The sequence below is a fragment of the Rhodobacter sp. P1_C2 genome (assembly GCF_056406375.1).
Map to the genome: position 1 here is coordinate 1 of NZ_JBFUAG010000022.1, position 23,636 is coordinate 23,636.

Genomic DNA, 23,636 nt, shown 5'->3' on the forward strand with positions numbered 1-23,636 from the left:
CCTGCAGACCTGCAGATAGGCCTCGATCTCGCGTTCCTGCAGGTTGACCGAGGTCTGGTCGTCCATCATGTGATGGGTCAGCTGGTGGAAGATCCAGCGGCCGCTGGCCTTGTCCTGCGCGATGTAGATCCGGATCATCGGCGGGACCTGCATGTCGAAGCGCTGGTTCAGCAGGTTGAACCGCGCCAGAAGCGCCTCGGCGATGGTCATGCCCTCGGCGCTGACCTCGACTTCCTCGACGACCAGCGGCGCCTGGCGGCAGACGACCTGCACAGGTTCCGGCAGCCCGTCCCAGAAGAAGGCGGTGCGCAGGATGTCGTTGCGGTCGATCACGAATTGCAGGGCGGCGATATAGCGGTCGAGGCTGGCGCGGTCATCGAAGGCGAACTGGGTCGCCATGATGTAGAGGTCGCCCTCGGTGGTCAGGCGGTGGTGGAAGAGGAAGCCTTCCTGCAGCGTGGCCAGCGGATAGATGTCCTGGATATTCGCCATCCCGCCCGGCACCCGGGCGGCGATGCCGGCGATCTGTTCCGCGCTCAGCCGGATCAGCGGCAGCATCTCGGGCGTGATCTCGGTGCATCCCGGCGGGATGAGGTTCGGCGGCACCGCGACGAGGCCGGTCTCCTCGCCGACCGCGGCCGCCAGTTCGGCCACCGTGGGCGTGGTGAAGATGGTGCGCACATCGACCTTGAGGCCGATCCGCCGCATCCGCTCGATGACGCCGATGGCCAGCAGGGAATGGCCGCCGAGTTCGAAGAAATTGTCGTGGATGCCGACCGTTTCCAGCGACAGGACCTCGGCGAAGATGCGGGCCAGATCGGCCTCGGCCGGGGTGCGCGGGGCGACATAGCCGTCGCGCGCCGCGCTCGGGCCGGGTTCGGGCAGCGCCTTGCGGTCGACCTTGCCGGAGGAGGTGAGCGGCAGCGCCTCCAGCACCACGAAGGCCGCGGGCACCATGTAGCTGGGCACTTCGGCGGCGAGGTAATCGCGCAGGGCAGTCCCTTCGGGCGGGCCCTGGTCCTGCGCCGCAAGCGGCACGACATAGGCCACCAGGCGCAAGCCGCCATTGGGGTCGGGGCGCGCCATGACCACGCTCTGGCCAACCCGGGGATGCTTGTCCAGCACCGCCTCGATCTCACCCAGCTCGATGCGCTGGCCGCGGATCTTGACCTGGAAATCGGTGCGGCCGAGATATTCCACCGCGCCATCGGGCAGATGCTTGCCCAGATCGCCGGTGCGGTAAAGCCGCGCGCCCTTCCGCCCCGGGCTGACTTCGGCGGCGAAGGGATCGGGCAGGAAACGCGCCGCCGTCAGATCGTCGCGCCCGACATAGCCGCGCCCGACCTGCACGCCGCCGATGAAAATCTCGCCCACCACCCCGACCGGCACCGGCTGCAGCCGGGTGTCGAGGATATAGATCTGGGTATTGGCCACCGGATAGCCGATCGGCACGCTGCTGCGACCGGGTTCCAGCCGGCAGGGCCAGTAGGTCACATCCACCGCCGCCTCGGTCGGGCCGTAAAGATTGTGCAGGCCCGCCGCCGGCAGCCGCGCGAGGAAGCGCTTGACCAGTTCGTAAGGCAGGGCCTCGCCGCTGCACATCACCAGGCGCAGGGTGGTGCAGGCCTCCAGCCCGTCCTGTTCCACGAAGATCCGCAGCATCGAGGGCACGAAATGCAGCGTGGTGATCCGCGCGCTGCGGATCAGGTCCACCAGATAGGCCGCATCGCGGTGGCCTTCGGGGCGGGCAATCACCAGGCGCGCGCCCACCATCAGCGGCCAGAAGAACTCCCAGACCGAGACGTCGAAGCTGAAGGGCGTCTTCTGCAGCACATGGTCGGCGGGGGTCAGGCCATATTCTTCCTGCATCCAGAGCAGGCGGTTGCAGATGGCGCCATGTTCGTTCATCGCGCCCTTGGGCCGCCCGGTGGAGCCGGAGGTGAACAGCACATAGGCCAGATCCGAACCGCTGCCGGTGTCGGGCAGGTTGGCCGCGTCCTGAAGGGCCCAGGTTTCGGGGGCAAGCAGCAGGACCTCGGCGGCGGTTTCGGGCAGCAGGGCCGCGATATGCGGCTGGGCCAGCACCACCGGGGCGCGGGCATCCTCCAGCATGTTGCCCAGCCGGTCGGCCGGATAGGAGGGGTCGAGCGGCACATAGGCGCCCCCCGCCTTCAGCACCGCCAGCAGGGCCAGAACCATTTCGAACGAACGTTCGGCAAAGACCCCGACCAGCACATCGGGGCCGACGCCACGGGCGCGCAGGACGCGGGCCAGCTGGTTGGCGCGGCGGTTGAGGGCATCGTAGCTGAGGGTTTCGCCCTCGAATTCCAGCGCCACGGCGTCGGGCGTCGCGGCGGCCTGGGCCTCGATCATCAGGTGCAGGCGGTCCGCCCGTCCAAGACCCGCATGCGCGGCGCCGGCATAGTCGCGGGCGGTGTCGTTCCAGCCTGCGACGACAAGCTGGCGCTCCTCGGCCGGCAGGATGTCGAGGCTGCCGACCGCGCGGTCAGGCGCGGTTTCCAGCGCCGCGGCCAGCTCTTCCAGCGCGCGGTGCATATAGGCGCAGACGCGTTGCGGATCGATCGGCATCTGGACCTGGGCTTCCAGAAGGAAGCCGTCGCCGATGTCATCCACCGACAGTTCGAAGGGGAAGTTGGTGCGCTCTTCGAAGCGCAAAAGCTCCAGCCCCATCCGGCTGACGGCGGCGGCCATGGCATGGGGCAGCTGGGTTCCGGCCTCGGCCCTGATCTTGAGATGGCGGTAATTGATCAGTGCGCTGAACAGCGGCGCATTGGCCGCCACGCCGGAACAGCCCTGCGCCAGCACCAGCGCCGCCTGTTCATAGCTCAGCAGGGCGGCCATCGCCTCATGGGTCTGGCGCAGGGCCTCGGCCACGCTGGCATGGCCCAGTTTCAGGCGCAGCGGCAGGGTGTTGATCAGCGGCCCGACGATGCGTTCCGCCCCCGGGCCGGCATGCATCCGGCCGAAGAGCACGGTGCCGAAGACCACATCCTCGCGGCCCGAACATTGCGCCACCACCCGCGCCCAGGCGAGGTGGAAGAGGCTCGCCGCCCCGACGCGGTTCTGATGCGCCAGTCGGCGCAGACGGGCGGCCAGCCTCGCCTCGACCGGGCGGCGGGCCTCATGGATCGGGGCCGCGCCGCCGGTGGCATCGCTCAGCCCGAAGGGCAGCGTGGGCTCATCCACATCGCCCAGCATCGCGGTGAAGAAGCGACGATGCGCCTCGGAGCCTGCCACCTGGCGGGCATGGGCCACGAAATTGCGATAGGGCAGCGGTTCGGGCAGGCTGTCCCCCGCGCCACCCAGAAGGGCGATGATCTCTTCGCTGATGATCTCGTCGGCGGTGTGATCCTCCATCAGGTGATGATGAAGGCGCAGCATGACCCAGCGGCCCTGCACCGGATCATGGGCGAGGAAGATGCGGATGACCGGCGCCCGGCCCAGATCGATGCGGACGTGCTGCGGATCGAAACGCGCCAGAAGCTGGCCTGCGATATCGCCCTCGGCCGGGTCGAGATCCAGCACCGCGACATCCAGCGGCGCCCTGCGGCAGACCACCTGCACCGGTTCGGCAAGCCCCTCCCAGAGGAAGGCGGTGCGCAGCACGTCATGGCGGTCGATGACCTGTTGCAGCGCCGCAAGATAGCGGTCGATCGCCGCGCGGTCGGGGGCGGCAAAGAGCGTGCTGACCAGATAGAGATCGCCCGCCCCGCCCATCCGGTGGTGGAAGAGCATCCCCTCCTGCAGGGGGGCCAGCGGGTAGATGTCCTGGATATTGGCGGCACCCCCCGGCACGGCGGCGACGATCCGGGCGATGTCGGCCGGCTCCAGAGTCACCAGAGGCAACATGGCCGGGGTGATTTCCAAACAATCGTTTGGAATGAGATTGGGCGGAACTGCCGCCCCGGCCACCTCGGCCACGGCGGCGGCGGCCACGGCGGCGACGGTCGGGGTCAGGAAGATCTGGCTGGCCTCGATGCACAGGCCCTCGGCGCGCAGACGCTGGATCACGTCGATCACCAGAAGCGAATGGCCGCCAAGCGCGAAGAAATCATCCGCGGTGCCGATACGCTCCAGCCCCAGGACCTCGCCCCAGACCCGGGCGACCAATGCTTCCTGCGGGGTTTCGGGGGCCTTGTAATCGGCCTGGGTGGTCCGGCGATCCGGCGCCGGCAGGGCGCGGCGGTCGACCTTGCCGTTTTCGGTCAGGGGCAGGGCCTCGAGTGTGACGAACCACGAGGGCACCATATATTCCGGCAGCGTCACGCGCAGCCGGTCGCGCAGGCGGGTGGCGATGTCGCCCTGGAAGCCGGGGGCCACGACATAGGCCACGAGGCGCCAGTCGCCGGGCATCTCCTCCCGCGCGAGGACCGCCACTTCGCGGATCGCCGGATCGGTGGCGATACTCGCCTCGATCTCGCCCAGCTCGATCCGGAAGCCGCGGATCTTCACCTGATGGTCGATGCGGCCCTGGTATTCGATCTCGCCATTGACCAGGCGCCGGGCAAGGTCGCCGGTGCGGTAGAGCCGCGCCCCGGGCATGGTCGAGAAAGGGTCCGCCAGAAAGCGCTCGGCGGTGAGTTCCGGCCGGTTCAGATAGCCCTTCGCCACACCTGCGCCGCCCACATACATCTCGCCGGTTTCCCCCGTCGCGGCGATCTCGCCCGCCGCGTTCAGGATATAAAGCTGCAGATCGGGAATGGGTTCCCCGATGACGCTGCCCAGGGCGGCATCCAGATCGGCGGCCGAGACCGGGCGCCAGGTCACATGGACCGTGGTTTCGGTGATGCCATACATGTTCACCAGCTGCGGCCGGCGATCGCCATAGCGGTCGAACCAGGGGCGCAGGCTTTGATATTCCAGCGCCTCGCCGCCGAAGATCACATAGCGCAGCGCGTAATCGGCCGGCGGCCCGGCCATGTCGGCCTTGATCAGCTGGCGGAAGGCCGAGGGGGTCTGGTTCAGCACCGTGACCCCTTCGCGCACCAGAAGCTCGCGGAAAGCCTCGGTGGAGCGGCTGACCTCCTGCGGCACCACGACGACGCGGCCGCCATAAAGCAGCGCGCCCCAGATCTCCCAGACCGAGAAGTCGAAGGAATAGGAATGGAACAGCGTCCAGACATCGCAGGGGCCGAAGCGATACCAGGCAGCGGTGGAGTCAAACAGCCGCGTCACATTGTGATGGGTGATCTGCACGCCCTTGGGCTTGCCCGTCGAGCCGGAGGTATAGATCACATAGGCCAGATCCTCGCCCGCGACCGGGCGGGTCGGGTTTTCCCCGGAGGCGGTCTCGGCCCCGGCATCCATCAGCACCAGCCGGGCAGAGCTGCCCGCCAGCCCATCGGCCAGGCTCGCATCGCTTATCACGATCGGGGCCTGGGAATCCTCCAGCATGAAGCGGATGCGTTCGGCCGGATAGACCGGGTCGAGCGGCAGATAGGCCCCGCCCGCCTTGAGGATCGCGAGGATCCCCACGACGGTGCCGATGCCCCGTTCGACATGCAGGCCCACCAGCTGCCCCGGCGCCACGCCCAGATCCAGCAGGTGATGCGCCAGCCGGTTGGCCCGGGCGTTCAATTCGGCATAGCTCAGCGCGACGCCCTGACAGACCAGCGCCACCGCATCGGGCGCGCGCAGGACCTGACGTTCGAATCTGGCGTGCAGGCAGGGGTCCGGGCTGGCAAAGGAAGCGCCCTCTCCCGCCACCTCTGAATTGACATCACGCCGCGGCACACCGCCGTCATTCATACCAGAATTCACTTTCGTATACGCTGTCCGGACCCAATAGGCCCCCCGCCAGAGGCGACTCCTGTCCGGTTCCCGTCATGCTCGTTCACGTTCACAATCCCGTCAATGCAATTGGCGTCGATATTGGCCCCCGGCTTGCGGCAAAGTGACCGATCCGCCGCCAGTCGTGCAGGCATGACAGACTAGCCGCCCGGCGTGGCAAAACCGTGGCGCAACCAGAAGGGCATATCCCGCAGGATATCCTGCGCCAAATCCGCCACGCCGCAGGCTCCCCCTCCTGCGGCCCTGCCGCACGAAAGACGGGTCCGTTACAGAATCAGGCCGGTGAGAACGTGATGCTCCAGAATAGCGTATCGACCGGCAAAATGTCCCCCGCTGTCGCCCAGTCCTGCGATGGGCTGTTCCAGCCGCACTGTAAAGCCCGTCCGTGCGAGGCCGACCGAAACCGCCCGGAAATCGAGGAATTGCCCGCTCAGCGGGAACTGCGCCTTGTAGAAGGCCTCCTTGGCGCTGAAGACCAGCGCCAGGCGAAGCGCCGGGTCGGCGAGGAAGCCATCGCGGGCAGGATCGGGGGCGAGAAGGTCCCGCTGCTCGGCCCCGGTCAGGATATGCGGGGCATAGGCCAGGTCCATCCGCGCCCACCGCTCGATATCGAGGCCGAGGCTGCGCAGCCCGCCGCCCTGCCCCGCAGGCCCACCCGCCTTGCGGGCCACCACCGCGGCACAAAAGCCCTCGCAATGCGCGATGCTGCCCGCCACCCCCTGCGGCCAGAGCGGCATGCCCCTGGCGCCGATCCCGACCGGCGCATCGGCCATCCCGAGGGCCTGCAGGCCGGCATGGGCACAGACCCGCCCGTTCAGGAAATCCGCCTGCCGGCGCGGCGCGGCCGCCGCCACAAGCAGCCATTCGGCAGGATGCACATCCCCCGGCCCGGCCGGGGCTGTGCTGCGATAGGCCTGGACCGGGGTCTGCGGCGGCAGCCCGCCAAAAAGCCCAGCAAACAGACTGCCGAAAAGACCGGCCACCTCCGCGCTCGGGCCGGCAAGCGCGCTCCAGCGCTGACTGTGTCGAGAATCGCCCAAGGCTGTTCTTTCCGTCCCGCAGGGGCCCACCCGGGCGGCGCGGGAAAACCTAACACGGGGCCCAAGGGCCCTCAAGTTGCGGGCTCAAGGTGGGGGCGCGCAGGCTGCGGTGCCACTATTTCCAATTCGGCAACAATAATCACAAGGGCAGATCTTTATCCCGATGAATCCAGAGGTGAATCATCCTTGAGTTGCGCCCTATTTTAAGGATTCCCTCCACAATAACCTGCATTTAAATAATTTGATTAATGGCGTAAATGTGTCTAAATTGTGATTGCTTATTGGCGATTCCAGCACGTGGGGTAACGGTGCGGGTCCCGCCAGGGTCCCTCTTTCAATGAATTGGAGCAACTGAAATGCATTTCGATTTCGCGAAACCCCTGAAGGTCGCAGCCCTGGCGCTGGGGCTGGGCCTTGGCGCCCTCGGGGCACATGCCGCGACCGTGAATTGCCCGGGCACACCCGAGACCACCGATCGGGAGTTCTCCCTGACGACGACGGTCGCCACGACCTGCATCACCTCCGGCGTGGGCAACATCAACGGCAATCCCGCGCAGGATCCGCTTCTGGCCTTCCTCGGGGCCGGCTACAGCATGATCGACAAGAGCGATCTTGCCGGTTCGGGGATCACGCTCACCGGTCTGGGCACCACCTCGGGCACCTTCAGCATCGACTTTGCCAATCTGCTGACCCCGCCGCCGGCCGGATCGATCTGGACCAACCTCGTTCTTGCCCTGAAAAGCGGCGAAGGGCAGTTCAACCCGGACTGGGCGGCCTTCGGCCTGCCCGATGGCGTGACCAGCGGGTCTTGGACGATCAGCAGCCAGGGCCTGTCGCACATGAACATCTATGGCCAATTGTCGGCCGTTCCCCTGCCTGCCGGCCTGCCGCTGCTTCTGGGCAGCTTCGCGCTGATGGGCCTGGTCATGCGCCGCAAGTCGGGCAAGTCGGTCTGATCCGCAAGCCGGTTCACAAGATCCACAGACCCCAAGGAAAGGCGCCCACGGGCGCCTTTCTGTTTTGGCCCGGCCCTTCTGCCCCAAACCCCTCCACCTGACCTCCGCCTGACCTCCGCCTGACCCCCCCTGCCGGCCACCGTCCCGGGCGGCGGCTCGGCGGATTGTTTCCACTTGCGCAGCTCTGGCGGGGCTGCGGATTGCCGATCGGGGGTCAGACCGTTAACCTTTGTGACGAAATTGTGGCGAGGAACGCTTGTGGCCAGTGAGATTCTCGGGACGGCGGGGGACAATCGCCTGCAAGACACCTCGGCGGCCGAGGTGATCAGCGGTCTGGACGGCAATGACACCCTGATCAATCTGAGCAACTTCGACACGCTTTATGGCGGAAATGGGGCAGATATCCTCCGGATCTCGCAGCCGAGCGCCGCCTATCTGCATGTGGTGGCCTTCGGCGATGCCGGCAATGACCTGCTGCGCATGATGCCCGCCTGTGACAGCGCCAATCTCTTTGGCGGCGACGGGGCCGACACGCTGCATGGCACCGGACAGCTTGGCTATTTCGCGGGCGGAAGCGGTGCCGATGTCATCATCGGCGGGCCGGGGACCTCCTATCGGACCAACCGCATCCTGGCCTATGGCGACAGCGGCGCCGATACGCTGACCGGCATCTGGAACGCCTATGGCGGCGACGGGGCCGATCTCTTGCGCCATTGCCACATCGCCGCGGGCGGCAATGGCCGCGACACGCTGATGGGCACCGGGCTGGACGATTTCCTGTCGGACGACGGCACCGATGCGCGGCGCAATTTCTTCTACGGCGGCTATGGCCATGACCAGATCACCGGCGGCATCGGGTCCGACCGCATCGAGGGCGGCCGGCTGGGCGACACGATCTCGGGCAGTTATGGCGACGACGTGATCTATGGCGGCGGCGGGCGCGACCTCATCGCCGGCGGCTTCGGGCGGGACCAGCTCTGGGGCGGCACCGGGGCGGATGTCTTCGTCTTCTCTGCCGCGGCCGAGATGGGCATCCAGACGACCGCCGATGTGATCAAGGATTTCGTCCCGGGCCAGGACCGCATCGAGCTCGCCTTCGACACGCTGCATTTCATCGGCACCCGGCACTTCTCGCAGACCGCGGGCGAGGTGCGTTTCGAGGCATCCACCCACCGGCTGCAGATCGATACCGACGGCAATGGCACGACGGATGCCAGCCTGGTCCTGGTCGGCGTCACCGCCCTGACCGCCCATGACCTGATTCTCTGATCTGATCCTCTGACCCGCGCCCCGGGCGCTCAGCCCGCCCGCCGGTCCTGCCAGGCTTCCACCCCCGCCGCGGCCACGGCGCCGGCCAGAAAACCGCCGAGATGGGTCTGCCAGGCCAGCCGCCCCCCGGTGGCCGCCCAGAGGATCAGGTTGAGCGCCACCAGCCAGAGCAGCGCCCGCCCGATCGGCCAGAGCCCCTGCCCGGCGCGGCAGCGGTCGACAAAGCCCCAGAGGATCAGCGCCCCCGCCAGGCCGAACAGCGCCCCCGAGGCGCCGACCATCGGGTTGGGCGCCTGGCTCAGCAGGCCAAAGCCCAGGCCCCCGCCCAGAAGCGCCAGGCCATAGATCCCCCAGAAGCCGCCCTGCCCCACCCGGTCGGTCACCGCCCGCCCCAGCGAGACGAGCGACATCATGTTGACCAGAAGATGCACGATCCCGGCATGCAGAAAACCATAGGTCACGAACATCACCCAGACCTGGCCCGGATAATTCGGCGCCCAGTCATGCAGCAGCCCCGGCCAGAACCCGGCCCAGGCATAGGCGATCCCGCGCCAGGACGGCGCCCCCCAAAGCCCGAGATCGGCCCCCGACAGCACAAGCTCGGGCAGAAGACACAGCGCCAGCAAGAGCCAGAGGCTGGCCGCCAGATTCGGAAGCCTCGGGCGGCGGAGGGGCTTCTGGGTCATGATGCTCCGGGGGCCCGCCTCAGGGCTGCAGCGTGAACTTGCGGCTGACGGTCAGGAAGACCGAGTTGGAGGTGGCGGAACTGCTGCCGGACTGGTCGGTGTTGCGGTACTGATAGCCCGTCGTCAGCTGCCAGTCCCGCGCCAGATCATGCGACCAGCTGGCGCGCAGCGTGCTGCGGCTGGCCCCGGTCACCGTGCCATTGCCCGCCCCGCCCACCGCCGCCAGGTTCAGCGACAGGCCAAGGCTGGAGACGGCATTGATCCGGTGCTGCCAGCCGAAATCCACGAAGGTGCTGGCCTGGTCGACATTGTCGGAATTGAGCGCGATCTGCCGCGACAGGCTGAGGTTGAAGCGGTCCGACGGCAGGATGCGCTCGTAGGTCAGGCTGCCGACCGGCTCCAGCGCGCCGCCGCTGCGCCCCGAAACCCCGAGCGTCGCATCGAGGCTGCCGGTGCGCAGGGTCAGGCTGCGACCGAAGCTCAGGGTCTGGCGGGCGCCCAGCACATCGCGTTCCGAGCTCAGGGTGGCGGTGGCCTTGCCATTGACCCGGGTCTGTTCCAGCCCGATGCTGCCGATCAGGCCCGAGGAACGGAAGGTCTCCACCCCGGCATCCTTGCCGGTGGCCGTGCTCTGGCCAAGGCTCAGCTTCAACTTCAGATCCGGCCGCAGCGGCGCGTCATAGCCCAGGGTCACCGCATGGCTGCGCCGGCTGGTCTGGGTCAGATTGGCGTAATCGGTGGTATCGGCCTCGGCCCCGAGCGTCACCTCCGCCCCCGAGGCCATGCGCCAGATCACCCCGGTCGACAGGCTGCGCACCGTGGTGTCGAAAAGGCCCGGATCGGTGGTGTTGCTGTAGCTGCGCCCGTCATACTGGCCGGCCAGCGTGAAGCCGAGCGGCGCCTTGACCCCGGTCTCGAAATTGAACCCGGCGGTCCTGCTGGTGATCGTGCCGGTGGTGGCCACCAGATCGCTGCCCGCGATCGTGCCATCCGACAGAAGCGCCGGGCTGAAGGTATCGACCGGGGTCTGCTGGTAAAGCCCGTTGAGGCTCAGCCGGGTGGCGCCGGTGTCGGTCTTGTAGTCCAGCCGGGCCGAGGGCTCGCGCAGCCCGGACCCGTCGCCCGAACTTGCCCGCGCCATGGCACCCAGCGACAGCGCCAGCGAGGTGTTGCGGGTCTGCCGGTTCAGGTTCAGGCCCATCCGGGTGTCGAACCGGGTCTCGGCCTTGCCGCCGGTCACCGCCAGATCGGGGTTGTCGTCATAGGTCAGCCCGCTGGACAGATCGAAGCTCAGCCGCGGCGGCGGCCGCAGATTCTGGCTGGTGGCCGGATCGGGCGCGGCACCCGCCGCAGGCGTGCCCGGCAGCGCCAGGCTCTGGCCCAGGGCGGCAGAGGCGGACAACAGCAGGGCAAGCCCGCAGACAGTGCTGCCGCACATGCCCAGACCTCGCCCCACCAGACCCGCCCCCCAACGCGCCATGGTCATTTCATTCGAAAAGGCGGCGCTGCGGAACGATGATCACATCGCCCTTCTGCAGGGTGATGACGGTGGTCTGGGCCCCGGACATCACGGCATCATAGTTGAAGAGGTAGGAGCGTTCCTGACCCGCGGCATCGGTGCGGCGCAGCTGGATGCGCTTGGTGGCGGCAAAGGGCGTCAGCCCGCCGCTTTCGGCCAGGAATTGCAGAAGCGTCGTGCCGCGTTCCACATCGATCCGGCCGGGCTTGGCGACCTCGCCGATGGCATAGACCGGCAGCGTGGCCTTCTTGGCCGTGCCGCTGCCCGTGCGCGGCGGCGCGAGCTGGCCCACCGCCAGGTTGACCGTCGGCGACTTGGCGAAATTCGGCGCCAGCATCTGGGTCACGGCGGATTGCACCTCGGGGATCGTATGCCCCCCGGCCCGGATCGTCCCGCCCGAAGGCACCGTGATGCTGCCATCCGGCAGGACCAGAAGATTGCGGTTCAGCGAGGGGTCCTCGATGACTTCAAGCTGCAGGATGTCGCCGGGGCTGATCTTGTAGCTGCTCTGGGCCATGGCGGCCGGGGCCGTCAGCAGCACAGGCGCCAGAACCACGGGGACGAGAACCAGGAACGCCAGAAGCGTGAGCAGGGGTCTTAGGAATTTCGACATGATCTTCGCTCTGCAAGGTAATGATGTTCAACACTAAGCCCCGGCACGCCGGAACGGCAACACGCGGCAGGACACCCGCGCCAGTCGGCAGACAAACGTACCATGACAGCCACAGTTTGTGGCCCGGCCATCAGTTGCCCCCCGCAGCGGGCGGCGGGGCGGGTACGGCAGGGGCCGGTGCGGCGGAAGTGGCCGCGGCGGGGGTGGCCGCGGCGGGGGTGGCCGTGGCGCCCTGCCGGGCGGCCTGCACGAAATCGCGGGCATCATCGGCGGGCACCAGGGCCAGGACCTTGCCATATTGGGCCTGGGCCTCCGGGCTGCGCCCCAGCGCCTGATAGGTCTCGGCCAGGTGGAACTGGACCAGCGGGTCCCCGGGCAGGCCCCGGGCCGCGATTTCCAGATAGGGCAGCGCCTCGGTCGGGTTGCCGCGCAGCCGGGTGATCCAGCCATAGGTATCGGCATAGGCGGGCTCGGTCGTGTCCTTCATCCGGCGCGCGACCAGCCAGGCGCGGTCCAGCTTGGCCGGGTCCAGTTTCGCCGGATCGGCAACGCCGCTCACCAGCATCGAGGCCAGATTGTTGGCCAGCACCAGGTTGTCGGAATCGGCGGCATAGAGCTTGTCATAGGTCGCGGTGGCACCCGCGATGTCCTGGTGCTGTTCCTGGAACCCGGCCTTGAGCATCAGAAGGTCGCTGGCATCGGGGCGATGGGTCAGGGCCTCGTCCAGGGCCGTCTCGGCCTGCGGCGCCTGGCCGGCCTGCACCAGCAGACGGACCAGCGCCGACCAGACCACGACCCGGCCGGGGTCCTGGCGCACGAGATCGCGGTAGACCGTCTCCGCCCCGGCGGCATCGCCGGTGGCCCCCAGCACGGTGGCCACGATGAAGCGGGTCGCCGGGTCGTCGGGCGCCTTGGCCAGCATGTCCTGCGCGAGGGCGCGGGCCTTGTCGGGCTGGTTGTTGGCCAGGTAGGCGTGCAAGAGCCGGGTCCGCGTGCCCAGACTGCTGCTGTCGGCGCCCTGGGCCGAGCCCTGCAGATAGCCGATCGCCGCATCCATGTTCTGCTGGCCCGCCAGCAGCGAGGGGCGCAGGCGGCGGCTGACATCCAGCGCCTCGGGCGAGGCGATCTCGTCCAGGCGGTCGGCGACACTCCCGGCGCGCGGCCAGTCCTGCATCAGGACATAGAGCCGGCCCAGATCCGCCAGAACCGCCACATTGGCCGGGTCGAGCCGCAGCGCATCGATCAGAAGCGTCTCGGCCGGCAGGTATTTCTGCGCGGCGATCAGGAAATCGGCATAGCGGATCGATTCCGCCGGCGCCCGGCCCGAGGCGACCACCGCCTGGCCCAGCATGTCGCCGACCAGATCCCGGCTGCCCGCCCGTTCGTAGGCCGCGGCCATCAGCGTCATCGCCTCGGCATCGCGGGGATTGGTGTCAAGGGCGGTGCGCAGCAGGGCCACGGCATCATCGGTCTTGTCGGCCGCGATCAGCCAGCTGGCCTTGAGCTTCAGGGCCTCGGACTGGCCGGCATCCTCGGCCAGCACCTCTTCGATCCGCGCCCGCGCCTGGACCGGATCGCCCGCCACCACTTCCATCCGCGCCAGCATCACCTTGATGCGCCGGGTCTGGTCCGAGGGCTTGGCCGTGGCCAGAAGATCCTTGAGGGCCGAGATCGCCGCATCATGCTGGCCCTCGTCGAAGAGGATGCTGGCGCGCAGCGTGCGCAGATCCTCCGGCGTCACCTGCGGCGGCGCGTCCGGCGCCCCGGCAGCGCCGGGCGGCGCGGCGGGCGGCGGCGGGGCGGCAGGCGGGTTGGCTTGCGGGGTGGCGGGCAGCGCGGCCAGGATCTTGTCGATCTCGGCCAGGGCTGCGGCGGGCGAGCGGTGCAGCTGCAGGAAATTCACCAGCACCATCCGCGAGGCCAGATCGCCCGCTTCGGCCCGGCCGCGCAGGAAGCCCTCGGCCGTGTCCAGCTGGTTCTGGCTGAGATACCAGCGCACCAGCGCCGGGGCCAGTCCGGGGTCGTCGGGGAAGAGGGTGATCATCTTCAAGAGCTCGTCCGCAACGGCGGCATCGTCCCTTTCGGCGGCCAGCATGGTCAGACGCAGCTGGTAAAGCGCCTTTTCCTTGGGCATGACCTCCAGCCCCGCATCGATCGCCTGCAGGGCTGCGGGGAAATCGCCGTCCTGGGCGAAGTTCTCGATGACGATGCGGCGGGGCAGCAGATCCCCGGGCAGTTTTGCGATCAGCGCGGCGGCGGCCGCGGCGGCCTTGCGGCGGCCATCGACATCGCCGGAGCCGAAGGCCGTGGCGTAATCGGCCCCGGCCCTGACCACCATCATCGCCGGATCGCCGGGCGCCTGGGCCAGGGCGGCATCGGCCCGCTTGCCGGCCTCGGGCCAGTTGCCGATATCGGCCATGAGGCGCGCCGTGGCCTTCAGCGCCTCGAGGTCGGTCGGGGCCTGGTCGAGGACATTCTGGTACTGGGCCAGGGCCTCGGGCAGGTTGCCGCGGTCGCGCAACAACTCGGCAAAGGCGATCCGCGCGGCGCGGTTGCCGGGGTCGAGCTGGAAGACATTGCGGAATTCGACCGTGGCGCGTTCGGCATCGCCCTGCTGCACCAGCTCCAGCGCCGATTTCAGATGGCGCTCGGCCTTCTGCTTGGCGGATTCACAAGCCCCCAGCAGGGCCAGAAGCCCCACCAGAAGCAGGATCCTGGCACCGCGCCACGTCGTCATGGGTCCCGTCATCATGATGTGAACGTCCTGCTTGCAGCAATCCTGCCGCCAGCCCTGGCAATGGCAAGCCTGGCCAACCGCAGTCTTGAATGGCACCCCTCCCCGGGTCTCCCCAGACCTGAGGGGACCGGGGGCTGGCTGTCAATAGCCCGTCCCGCGCAACACCACGCCGACGGTTTTCGCAAGCAGCCGCAGATCGTTCACGAAGGACAGGTCCCTGTGGTAATCGAGGTCGAAATCCGCCCGGCGGGCGAATTCGCATTCGTTGCGGTCCGACACCTGCCACGGACCGGTGACACCCGGGCGCAGCGTGTAATAGGCCCAGCCCGGATAGATCGGGCGCTGGTCCGGCATCATCGGGCGCGGCCCGACCAGGGCCATGTCGCCCTTGAAGACGTTCCAGAACTGCGGCAGCTCGTCCAGCGAGGTCTTGCGCAGCATCCGACCGAACCGGGTGATCCGGGGGTCGTATTTCAGCTTCTGGGTCCGCGTCCATTCTTCCGCCGCCTCGGCATCGCTGGCCAGATAGGCCTGCAGACGCGCATTGGCATCCGGCACCATCGACCGCAGCTTCAGCATGTGGAACGTGCGCCCGCCGCGACCGACGCGTTCGCTCCAGTAGAACGGCCGGTGACCGTCATGCAGAAAGATGAGCAAGGCCATCAGCAGCACGACAGGCAGGATGATGGGTGCGGCAAGCAGCACCAGCGCCACATCGATCGGACGCTTCAGAACCCGGTGATAAAAGCCGGGCGGCTGGGGCAGGACGACCCCTGCGGGACCGTGGGTAACAATATCCAGAAAAACCGTGATCGGCTCAAAACGCACCGTGACCTCCTAAAGGCTGGCGCCTTAACCAGCAAAATACCGCCTGCGACACGCCGCCCGACGCGCCACAGCAAACGTGGCACGCCAGACAACAGGCAGAGAAAAGCCCCCTCCCATTGGTTACAACAATTCCCGCCGCCTTCCGATTAAAATCGACGGGATTATGGCACGACGGGGGCAAGATACCGCAATCTTGACAAGATCTTCCGCTATCCCCCTAGGGATTGTCTCTTGTTTGGCAACAGATGGGAAGGGGTCAGATGACAATAGGCGAAAGTGCCCTGTATTGGCCGCGCCGATTACATCCTCTGGTTGTAGCGGGAGAATTTCAGAGCCGAATCACCCTGACGGGTTGCTTTTGTACGAGGTCTGGCCCAGATGGAAGATATGTCGCGCGGCGCATAATCCCCGCAAGTTGGCGGTAAAGAGTTTGAATGAGACATGGTCAGACGTTCGCAAGACAATGCCTTGCCCCGGCCACAAAAGACCGGACCCGAGCATAAGGGGTTTTATGCCGAATTCTTCGGCTTTCGTGAACGCCCCTTCACGCTGCTGCCCGACCCCGATCTGCTCATGTGGTCGCCGCAGTATCGCAAGGCCTTTTCGGTGCTGGAATTCGGCGTCGTCTCGCGCGCGCCGATCACCCTGCTGACCGGGGCGATCGGCTGCGGCAAGACCACGCTCCTGCGCGAGCTGCTGCTGACCCTCGACGGTTCGGTCACGGTCGGGCTGATCTCGAACGCCCAGGGCGGGCGCGGCGCGCTGATCCAGTGGGTGATGAACTCCCTCGGCATGACCTTCGACCCCAATTCCGGCTATGTGCAGCTCTTCCAGGCGATGCAGGATTTCATGATCGCCGAATATGCCGCCGACCGCCGCACCATCCTGATCTTCGACGAGGCGCAGAACCTGTCGCAGGAAAGCCTCGAAGAGCTTCGGATGCTGACCAATATCAACACCGGCAAGGATGAGGTCGTCCAGCTGGTGCTGGTGGGCCAGCCCGAGCTGCGCGAGATGATCTGCCGGCCGCATCTGGAACAGCTGGCACAGCGCATCGCGGTCAGCTACCACCTCGAACCCCTGGACCGCGAGACGACCGGCGCCTTCATCATCCACCGGCTGCGCGCGGTGGGCGGGTCGGGCGAGGAATTCACCGCCGCGGCGCTGGACTATGTCTTCAAGGTCACCCAGGGCGTGCCGCGGCTGATCAACCAGTTCTGCGACATGGCGCTGCTTTACGCCTGGACGCTGGAAAGCCGCCATGTCGACACCGACATCCTGGCCGAGGTGCTGCATGACAATTTCTTCTTCGCAGCCCAGCTGCCGACCTTCGGCGCCGACCGCAACGTCCGCTTCGACCATTTCAAGACCGATGCCGGCGATGACCCGTCTGCCGCCGCCCCATCTGCCGATCCCCCATCCGAAACGCCTCCACCCGTGACCAAGGGGCCGGGACATGAATCTTGATCTGCGCTATTATCTCGCGGTCCTGCTGCGGCGGCTGCATTACATCCTGATCATCTTCCTCGTGGTGACGGCCATCTCGGTCGTCGTGGCCTACCGCCTGCCGCCGGTCTATGAAAGCTCGGCGCGGCTGCTTCTGGAAAACTCGCAGATCCCCGATGCCCTGGCCGCACCCACGGTGGACACCGCGGCGCTGGAACAGCTGCAGATCGTCCAGCAGCGCCTGCTGACCCGGCAGAACCTCTTGGAGATCGCGCACAAGTTCGCCGCCCTGCCCAAGATGGACACGATGGACCCCGACGACGTCGTGACGGCGATGCTCGACGCCACCCGGATCGACACCCAGGCCGGGCGCGATCAGGCCACGCTGATGACCGTCGCCTTCGATGCGCCCTCGGGGCAGGTCGCGGCGGCGGTGGTCAATGAATACATCACCCGCATCCTGGCCGACAGCACCTCGAGCCGCACCACCCAGGCCCAGGACACGCTGCAGTTCTTCCGCCAGGAGGTCGACCGGCTTTCGGCGGATCTGACCACGCAAAGCGCCAAGATCCTCGCCTTCCAGAACCAGAATGCCGATGCCCTGCCCGATACGCAAAGCTACCGGCTGACCCAGCAATCCAACCTGCAGGAAAGGCTCGCCGGGCTGGACCGCCAGATCGCGGACCTCAAGAACCAGAGGCAGCGCCTGATCGACATCTACCGCGCCTCCGGCCAGACCGACCTGCCCGACCAGGGCGCCAACCTCTCGCCCGAGGCCCAGCAGCTGGCGCAGCTGAAGATCGACCTGACCCAGGCCCTGGCCGTCTATGCCCCGACCAATCCCAAGGTGGCCCTGATCAAGACCAAGATCGCCGAGCTCGAGGCCAAGGTCAATCTGGGCCGCGCCACCTCGGACGGCAAGGCCACGCCCGACGAGACCGGCACGGATGCGACCGGAAGCGCCGATCCCGCCCCGCGGCGCTCGACCTCGCCGCTCGACATCCATCTGGCCGATCAGGACGCCCAGATCATCCAGCTGAGCGAGCAGCGCGACGATGTGAGCCTGCAGCTTGCCACCCTCAAGGACGCGATCGAGCGCAGCGCCGGCGTGGCCGTGCAATTGCAGGCCCTGCAGCGCGACTATGACAATATCCAGGGCCAGTACAACACCGCGACCGACCGGCTCTCCAAGGCCTCGACCGGCGAGCGGATCGAAGTGCTCTCCAAGGGGCAGCGCATCGCCGTGCTGGACCCCGCCACCGTGCCCGACAAGCCGGTCCGGCCGCGCCGCAAGCGGATCGCGGCGATGGGGGCCGCAGCCGGGCTGATGCTGGGCCTCGGGCTGGTCGGCCTCGTGGAGCTTCTCAACACATCGGTGCGCCGCCCGATCGACCTGGAACGCCATCTCGACATCAAGCCGATCGGGACGATCCCCTATACCCGCACCCCGGGCGAAACGCTGCGCCGGCGCCTGGGCATCGCGCTGTTTCTCGTCGCCCTGACCGCGGGGCTGTCGGGCGGGGCCTATCTGGTCGACCGTTATTACATGCCGATGGACATCATTATGGCCAAGATGACCAGCAAACTCGGGCTTTAGGGGGCAAGGCACCCGGGACGGCAGGGAGGGAGAGGGAGAAAGATGGAACGACTCGAAGCCGCAATGGCCAAGGCCCGCATCGCCCGGCGCCAGGTGCAGAGCGCAGAGGCCGCGGCGCCGAGCCCCGGTGCCGCGCTGCCCGAGGGCCCCGCCCCCGGCAGCGGCGACTGGGCCGCGCTGCGGGCCATCGAGATCTCGCCGCAACAGGCGCGGCGCCAGAGGCTGAACGCCATCCTCGGGCCGGAATTCTCGACGCCCTATGACCTGCTGCGCTCGCGCGTGGTGCGCCAGATGAAGGCCGAGAACTGGACGCGGCTGGCCGTGACCTCCCCCACCACGAAATGCGGGAAAAGCACGATCAGCCTCAACCTCGCGCTGAGCCTCGCGCGCTATGGCCAGTTCCGCATCATCCTGATGGATTTCGACCTGCGCCGCCCGTCGCAAGCCCATCTGCTGGAATATTCCGCCGCCCCCGACATCCCCGGCCTGCTGCGCCCGGGGGCCCGGCTGACCGATTACGCGGTGCGCTACGGCCCCAATCTGGCGATCTGCACCAACCGCATGGCGGTGCCCCGCTCGGCCGAACTGCTGCACAGCCTGGACACCGAAATGGCGCTGGACCGGATCGAGGCCGAGTGGAAGCCCGACATCATGATCTTCGACACGCCGCCGATGCAGGGCAATGACGACAACCTCGGCTTTTTCGCCCATGTCGACTGCGCGCTGATCGTGGCGGCAGCGGGTGCCAGCACCCTGCCCCAGATCGACCGCTGCGAACAGGAGGTCGGCCACCTGACCAATGTGCTCGGCACCGTCCTGAACAAATGCGCCTTTGCCGACACCAGCACGGGCTATGACCAGAGCTATTATTGAACCTGCTCAGGGGAGCGCCGCATGAACATCCTCCTCTTTCGGTATGGGGCTTCTGAATGAGTGATGGGCTGGATCAGGAGATCATCAAGGTTCCGGAGGGGGCCGCCGAAGACATAAAGCGCAATCTTGGCATCAAGGAGGGGCCGCTGCGCATTTCCTTCGTCGGCGATCCCGGTGACATCGTCGGCACCTACAAATATTGGCGAGAAGGCAAGGCCGACCCCAGGGTGCCAAGCGTGACCTATTCCGCGCAGTTTTACGAGCTGGCCAGGAGGATCGGCGCCTCGGTGCAGATGGTGTCGGGCTTTGCTCGGCCAGCAGAGACCGGGCCAGGTGTCCAGTTCGTCCAGGTGGTGCGCCCCTCCTGGACGGGCAGGATGAGCTACTACAGAAGCCAGATCAAATTTGCCCGCGACGTGATTGCCAAAGTCGAGTCCTTCGACCCGCATGTCGTGATCGCCAGCACAGACTTTCCCCAAAGTGGCTGGAAACGGTTGAAGCGGGGGCGCAGGCTGGTGCTGACCGCGCATAACACCTTCTGGCCCATGGGGCGCAAGCCGGCCGGCCTCAAATCAACCTTGCGGATGAAACTGCTGGAACACCGCAGCCGGGCTTTGGACGGCGCGGTCTGCACCTCGCCGGAATGCGCCAACCAGGTTGGCATTGTCACGCAGGGCCGGATAAGGGGTCGCGCCGAACATCCGCAGATCGTCGCCCGCTACAAGGTGGAGGAGCGACATTGCGTGCGCAAACTCCTCTATCTGGGGCGGATCGAGCGGTTCAAGGGTGTGTTCATGCTGCTGGACGTGTTCACCGCGCTCAAGCCCCAATTTCCGGATCTTGACCTGACCTTTGCCGGCTCCGGCAATTGTGACGATGAACTCAGGGCGGCGGTGAAGGCGTCCGGGCTCGCAGACCTGCGGTTTCTTGGAAAGCTGGACTCTGCGGGGGTGCACCGTGAAATCGCCGGGACGGATCTGATCATCTGCCCGACGATGAGCGCGTTTAACGAGGGGTTGGCCCTGGTCGGGCTGGAGGGGGCGGCCCATGGCATCCCGACGCTTCTGAGTTCAATCGTCCCGGCTGTCGATGTGCTGGGTCCCGCCTGCAGGTCGTTCCGGGTGGATGATGCTGCAGATCTCAAGCGCGCGCTGACAGAACTCATTACCGACAAGGAGGCATATGCCACGCTGCTCAAGAACCTCGAGCAGGTGCGCCCAAGGCTTTACGACCCGGCCTTGTCATGGGGCTCCCAGCTGGCGCGGGTGCTTCTGGAGCTTTGATCGGCACGCCGCCCTTCAGCGGAAGCGACGGAACCACGCTTCGATGGTGCGATAGCTGATCTCTGCGATCAGGACGGACACCACCATGTAAGACAGTTGCACCCCCCAGGGTGTGCCAAGGCCAAGGTGCGACAGAAGGCTGGTGGCGACCCAGAGGCCGATCAGATGGTAGAGGTAGATGCCGTAGCTCACCTCCCCCACCCGTGCGATCGGCCGGAGCCGGAGAAGCGGCGCCAGGCCGTTGTCTTCGCGCAGGATGAGGCTGGCAAGCAGGGCGGTCATCACCAGATGGGTCGCAAGATTGGGAAGTCCGCGCATATCCTCGGGCAGGATCTGCACCAGGACAAGCAGCAGCGCCAGGAGGGCCGGCGCGGTCAGCCATCCGCCCAGGCCGGCATGAAGCCAGGTGAAGCCGCGAGAATCGTGCAGGATGACCGCCAGCGCGCTGCCCATCAGGATCGGGGCATAGGTCGCATTGGGCAGGGCCAGATGCAGGGGCCCGACATCGAGGGCATGGATCCCCAGCCCGGCGAAGGCGCCCATGATCCCCGCCACATTCATGGCGATGAGCAGGGCCAGCACGGGCAGCACCGCCTTTTGCGGCAGGCTTCGCAGCAGCAGGGGCCAGACGAGGTAATACTGCTCTTCGACCGCGAGAGACCAGGTGGGGGCAAGAAGCGGGATCGACGAGGTCAGGAAATTGGCGAGGAAGAGATAGTAGAACGGCACGAGCTCGGCATATTCCCTCTGCCCTTTACCCCAGACGAACCAGGCAGAGACGACCGTCACGAGCAGGAAATAGATCGGCACGATGCGCAAAAGCCGCCGCCAGTAGAAGCCGCGCAACGAGAATTGCCCCTTCGTCGCCGCTTCGCGCAACAGCAGGGTGGTGATCAGAAAGCCGCTGAGGATGAAGAAGAAATCGACCCCGAGGAAGCCCCGGCTCAACAGTCTCGGCCCCTCCGGCCAGGCCTCCCAGATCGGCCCGTGATGCCAGAGTACGGCCAGAATGCACAGACAGCGCAAGCCGTCGAGCGATCCAAACCGCCTGCGCGCGCGGAAGGTGGAAAACGCCCCGAGCCCTGTCGGGCGCGCGACCCCTTCGGAAAGCACGGCTGGCCCCTCCATGCTACCCCTTCGCCCCCTGCCCCCGCGCATAGACATCCTCGTAGCGGATGATGTCGTCCTCGCCGAGATAGGCGCCGGTCTGGACCTCGATCAGGACCATCGGGATCTTGCCGGGGTTTTCCATCCGGTGCACGGCGCCGAGCGGGATATAGACCGACTGGTTTTCGCTCAGGAGCTGGACCTTGTCATCCACCGTCACCTTGGCGGTGCCCGAGACGACGATCCAGTGTTCCGACCGGTGGTGATGGCTTTGCAAGGACAGGGCCGCGCCGGGATGGACCACGATGCGCTTGACCTGGAAGCGGTCCGACAGGGCCAGCGTCTCGAACCAGCCCCAGGGGCGGTGGTCGCGCGGGAAGGTTTCGGCCTGCTTGGCGGATTTGGCCTTGAGCGCCGAGACGGCCAGCTTGACCTCCTGCGCGCGGGAGCGGTCGGCGATCAGCACCGCATCGGGCATGGCCACGGCGACGAGGCCCTTCAGGCCGATGCCCACCAGTTCCACCCCCTCGGCCTCGGAGCGCAGCAGCGTATCCTCGCAGTCGATGGCGGTGACCGGGCCGCGCGCGACATTGCCCAGGGCGTCCGGCCCGCTTTCGCGCCAGACCGAATCCCAGTCGCCCAGATCGGACCAGCCGGCGGCGAAGGGCACCACGGTCAGGTTGCTGGCGCGTTCCATGATCGCATAGTCGATCGAGATCTCTTCCGCCCGGGCCCAGGGCCCCGGTGCCAGCCGCAGAAAGCCCAGATCGGCCTGGCCTTCCGCCAGGGCCGCGCGCACCGGTTCCAGCATGGCCGGGGCATGGGCCTCGAAGGCGGCCAGGATGGTGCGGGCCGAAAACAGGAAGATGCCGGCGTTCCACAGATAGGTGCCGGCGGCCAGCATCCCGGCGGCGCTTGCGGCATCGGGCTTTTCGACAAAGCGCTTGAGCGGCAGCGGCCGCGGCGCGAAATCGCCGGGGTCGGCCCCAAGCTCCAGCCAGCCATAGCCGGTTTCCGGCCGGGTCGGCCGGATGCCGAAGGTGACGATGCGGCCGGCCTCGGCCGAAGGCACCGCCGCCGCCACCGCGGCACGGAAGGCCGCCGCATCGGGCACCACATGGTCGGAGGGCGCCACCAGCATCAGCGTATCGGGGTCCGCGGCCGCCACATGCAGGGCCGCCGCCAGGATCGCCGGGCCGGTGTTGCGCGGGGCGGGCTCGATCAGGATGGCGCCCGGACGGATGCCCGCCGCTTCCAGCTGTTCGGTGACGATGAAGCGGAAATCGGAATTGGTGACGATCACCGGTGCGGCCCAGTCCGGCCCGGAAAGGCGGTGGGCTGCGGCCTGAAACAGGCTCTCCACCCCGGTCAGGGCCGAGAATTGCTTGGGGTAACTCTTGCGGGACAGGGGCCAAAGCCGGGTTCCGGACCCGCCGGACAGAAGAATGGGTGTAATCACGACACGGGACCTGCTGCTGCAACCAAAAACCAATGTCCTGGAGCATGGCCGATCGCCCGCGCCCGTGCAACAACGCCTTTTCGCAGGGGTTTTACCGCCCCCGGACTATCAGGAGGCCAGGGCCTGGCCTTTGGCATGCTGATCGTCCGCCGTCTGGCGCGTGGCCAGGATCACGGCCGAAACCATGCCCAGGGCGCCACAGCCGGAATAGGCGAGCAGGGCCATGAAGACGCCAGCCCCCGCCATCCAGACCGTGACCGCCGCCACGAACCCAAGAACCATACCGATCATCACGAAACCCAATGACATGCACTTCTCTCCTTCGTACCACGCCTCAGACCGCATCCATCCACATTCAGGCTTGGCACCAAATCCTTATCAAAAGGATAACAACCGTGAATTGTGTCGAATT

Annotated in this window: 16 protein-coding genes; 6 read left to right on the forward strand and 10 right to left on the reverse strand. The window is 67.0% G+C overall.

Annotated features, from left to right (window positions below):
• On the reverse strand, positions 1–5,754 hold a 5,754-nt coding region (locus AC1DZT_RS24185), incomplete at its 3' end, for an amino acid adenylation domain-containing protein (protein ID WP_478009214.1).
• Between the two features lie 323 nt (positions 5,755–6,077).
• Positions 6,078–6,794 (reverse strand): 4'-phosphopantetheinyl transferase family protein, encoded by a 717-nt coding sequence (locus AC1DZT_RS24190; RefSeq protein WP_478009215.1) that lies wholly within the window; start codon positions 6,792–6,794, stop codon positions 6,078–6,080.
• A gap of 413 nt (positions 6,795–7,207) precedes the next feature.
• On the opposite strand from AC1DZT_RS24190, the gene AC1DZT_RS24195 reads away from it, so the two are divergent.
• The gene (locus tag AC1DZT_RS24195; RefSeq protein WP_478009216.1) at positions 7,208–7,807 is read left to right on the forward strand and encodes a hypothetical protein; all 600 of its coding nucleotides are present in this window, start codon (positions 7,208–7,210) and stop codon (positions 7,805–7,807) included.
• Positions 7,808–8,065: 258 nt separating this feature from the next.
• Entirely contained in the window at positions 8,066–9,076 is a 1,011-nt protein-coding gene (locus AC1DZT_RS24200) for a calcium-binding protein (RefSeq protein ID WP_478009217.1), read from the forward strand.
• A 29-nt stretch (positions 9,077–9,105) separates the two neighbouring features.
• Here AC1DZT_RS24200 and AC1DZT_RS24205 read toward each other — a convergent pair whose 3' ends face one another.
• The 5 genes from AC1DZT_RS24205 to AC1DZT_RS24225 all read right to left on the reverse strand — a co-directional run bounded on the left by AC1DZT_RS24205 (position 9,106) and on the right by AC1DZT_RS24225 (position 15,459).
• The gene (locus tag AC1DZT_RS24205; RefSeq protein ID WP_478009218.1) at positions 9,106–9,762 is read right to left on the reverse strand and encodes a rhomboid family intramembrane serine protease; all 657 of its coding nucleotides are present in this window, start codon (positions 9,760–9,762) and stop codon (positions 9,106–9,108) included.
• Between the two features lie 19 nt (positions 9,763–9,781).
• Positions 9,782–11,242, reverse strand: coding sequence for a hypothetical protein (locus tag AC1DZT_RS24210; RefSeq protein ID WP_478009219.1), 1,461 nt, complete (start codon positions 11,240–11,242; stop codon positions 9,782–9,784).
• Positions 11,243–11,249: 7 nt separating this feature from the next.
• Complete coding sequence (locus tag AC1DZT_RS24215; RefSeq protein ID WP_478009220.1) at positions 11,250–11,894, reverse strand: polysaccharide biosynthesis/export family protein; 645 nt, start codon at positions 11,892–11,894, stop codon at positions 11,250–11,252.
• A 130-nt stretch (positions 11,895–12,024) separates the two neighbouring features.
• Positions 12,025–14,631, reverse strand: coding sequence for a tetratricopeptide repeat protein (locus AC1DZT_RS24220; RefSeq protein ID WP_478009221.1), 2,607 nt, complete (start codon positions 14,629–14,631; stop codon positions 12,025–12,027).
• Positions 14,632–14,772: 141 nt separating this feature from the next.
• Positions 14,773–15,459 (reverse strand): sugar transferase, encoded by a 687-nt coding sequence (locus AC1DZT_RS24225; protein WP_478009222.1) that lies wholly within the window; start codon positions 15,457–15,459, stop codon positions 14,773–14,775.
• A 441-nt stretch (positions 15,460–15,900) separates the two neighbouring features.
• Between AC1DZT_RS24225 and AC1DZT_RS24230 the strand changes: the two genes are divergently transcribed.
• From AC1DZT_RS24230 to AC1DZT_RS24245, 4 genes are read left to right on the forward strand one after another with little or no spacing between them, the layout of a single operon-like run.
• Positions 15,901–16,926 carry an ExeA family protein gene (locus AC1DZT_RS24230; RefSeq protein WP_478009223.1) on the forward strand — a complete coding sequence of 342 codons (1,026 nt, stop codon included), beginning with the start codon at positions 15,901–15,903 and terminating at the stop codon, positions 16,924–16,926.
• On the forward strand, positions 16,916–18,502 hold the full coding sequence (locus AC1DZT_RS24235) for a GumC family protein (RefSeq protein ID WP_478009224.1): 1,587 nt from the start codon (positions 16,916–16,918) through the stop codon (positions 18,500–18,502). Before AC1DZT_RS24230 ends, AC1DZT_RS24235 begins: the two co-directional genes overlap by 11 nt.
• A 42-nt stretch (positions 18,503–18,544) precedes the next feature.
• A complete protein-coding gene (locus AC1DZT_RS24240) occupies positions 18,545–19,375 on the forward strand; it encodes a CpsD/CapB family tyrosine-protein kinase (protein ID WP_478009225.1) in 831 nt (276 codons plus the stop codon).
• Positions 19,376–19,431: 56 nt separating this feature from the next.
• Positions 19,432–20,658 (forward strand): glycosyltransferase family 4 protein, encoded by a 1,227-nt coding sequence (locus AC1DZT_RS24245; protein WP_478009226.1) that lies wholly within the window; start codon positions 19,432–19,434, stop codon positions 20,656–20,658.
• A 15-nt stretch (positions 20,659–20,673) separates the two neighbouring features.
• On the opposite strand, the gene AC1DZT_RS24250 is transcribed toward AC1DZT_RS24245, so the two are convergent.
• From AC1DZT_RS24250 to AC1DZT_RS24260, 3 genes are all read right to left on the reverse strand, one after another.
• Positions 20,674–21,786 (reverse strand): acyltransferase family protein, encoded by a 1,113-nt coding sequence (locus AC1DZT_RS24250; RefSeq protein ID WP_478009227.1) that lies wholly within the window; start codon positions 21,784–21,786, stop codon positions 20,674–20,676.
• A gap of 1 nt (position 21,787) precedes the next feature.
• Positions 21,788–23,224 (reverse strand): mannose-1-phosphate guanylyltransferase/mannose-6-phosphate isomerase, encoded by a 1,437-nt coding sequence (locus AC1DZT_RS24255; protein WP_478009228.1) that lies wholly within the window; start codon positions 23,222–23,224, stop codon positions 21,788–21,790.
• A 108-nt stretch (positions 23,225–23,332) separates the two neighbouring features.
• Positions 23,333–23,533, reverse strand: coding sequence for a hypothetical protein (locus AC1DZT_RS24260; RefSeq protein WP_478009229.1), 201 nt, complete (start codon positions 23,531–23,533; stop codon positions 23,333–23,335).
• Between the last annotated feature and the right edge of the window lie 103 nt (positions 23,534–23,636).

Bases quoted from the DNA above. Each gene is read 5' to 3' on its own strand.
- AC1DZT_RS24210 (WP_478009219.1), bottom strand. From the start codon at position 11,242: ATGGCGCGTTGGGGGGCGGGTCTGGTGGGGCGAGGTCTGGGCATGTGC.
- AC1DZT_RS24220 (WP_478009221.1), bottom strand. From the start codon at position 14,631: ATGACGACGTGGCGCGGTGCCAGGATCCTGCTTCTGGTGGGGCTTCTG.
- AC1DZT_RS24230 (WP_478009223.1), top strand. From the start codon at position 15,901: ATGGTCAGACGTTCGCAAGACAATGCCTTGCCCCGGCCACAAAAGACC.
- AC1DZT_RS24235 (WP_478009224.1), top strand. From the start codon at position 16,916: ATGAATCTTGATCTGCGCTATTATCTCGCGGTCCTGCTGCGGCGGCTG.
- AC1DZT_RS24205 (WP_478009218.1), bottom strand. From the start codon at position 9,762: ATGACCCAGAAGCCCCTCCGCCGCCCGAGGCTTCCGAATCTGGCGGCC.
- AC1DZT_RS24195 (WP_478009216.1), top strand. From the start codon at position 7,208: ATGCATTTCGATTTCGCGAAACCCCTGAAGGTCGCAGCCCTGGCGCTG.
- AC1DZT_RS24240 (WP_478009225.1), top strand. From the start codon at position 18,545: ATGGAACGACTCGAAGCCGCAATGGCCAAGGCCCGCATCGCCCGGCGC.
- AC1DZT_RS24260 (WP_478009229.1), bottom strand. From the start codon at position 23,533: ATGTCATTGGGTTTCGTGATGATCGGTATGGTTCTTGGGTTCGTGGCG.
- AC1DZT_RS24215 (WP_478009220.1), bottom strand. From the start codon at position 11,894: ATGTCGAAATTCCTAAGACCCCTGCTCACGCTTCTGGCGTTCCTGGTT.
- AC1DZT_RS24245 (WP_478009226.1), top strand. From the start codon at position 19,432: ATGAGTGATGGGCTGGATCAGGAGATCATCAAGGTTCCGGAGGGGGCC.
- AC1DZT_RS24250 (WP_478009227.1), bottom strand. From the start codon at position 21,786: ATGGAGGGGCCAGCCGTGCTTTCCGAAGGGGTCGCGCGCCCGACAGGG.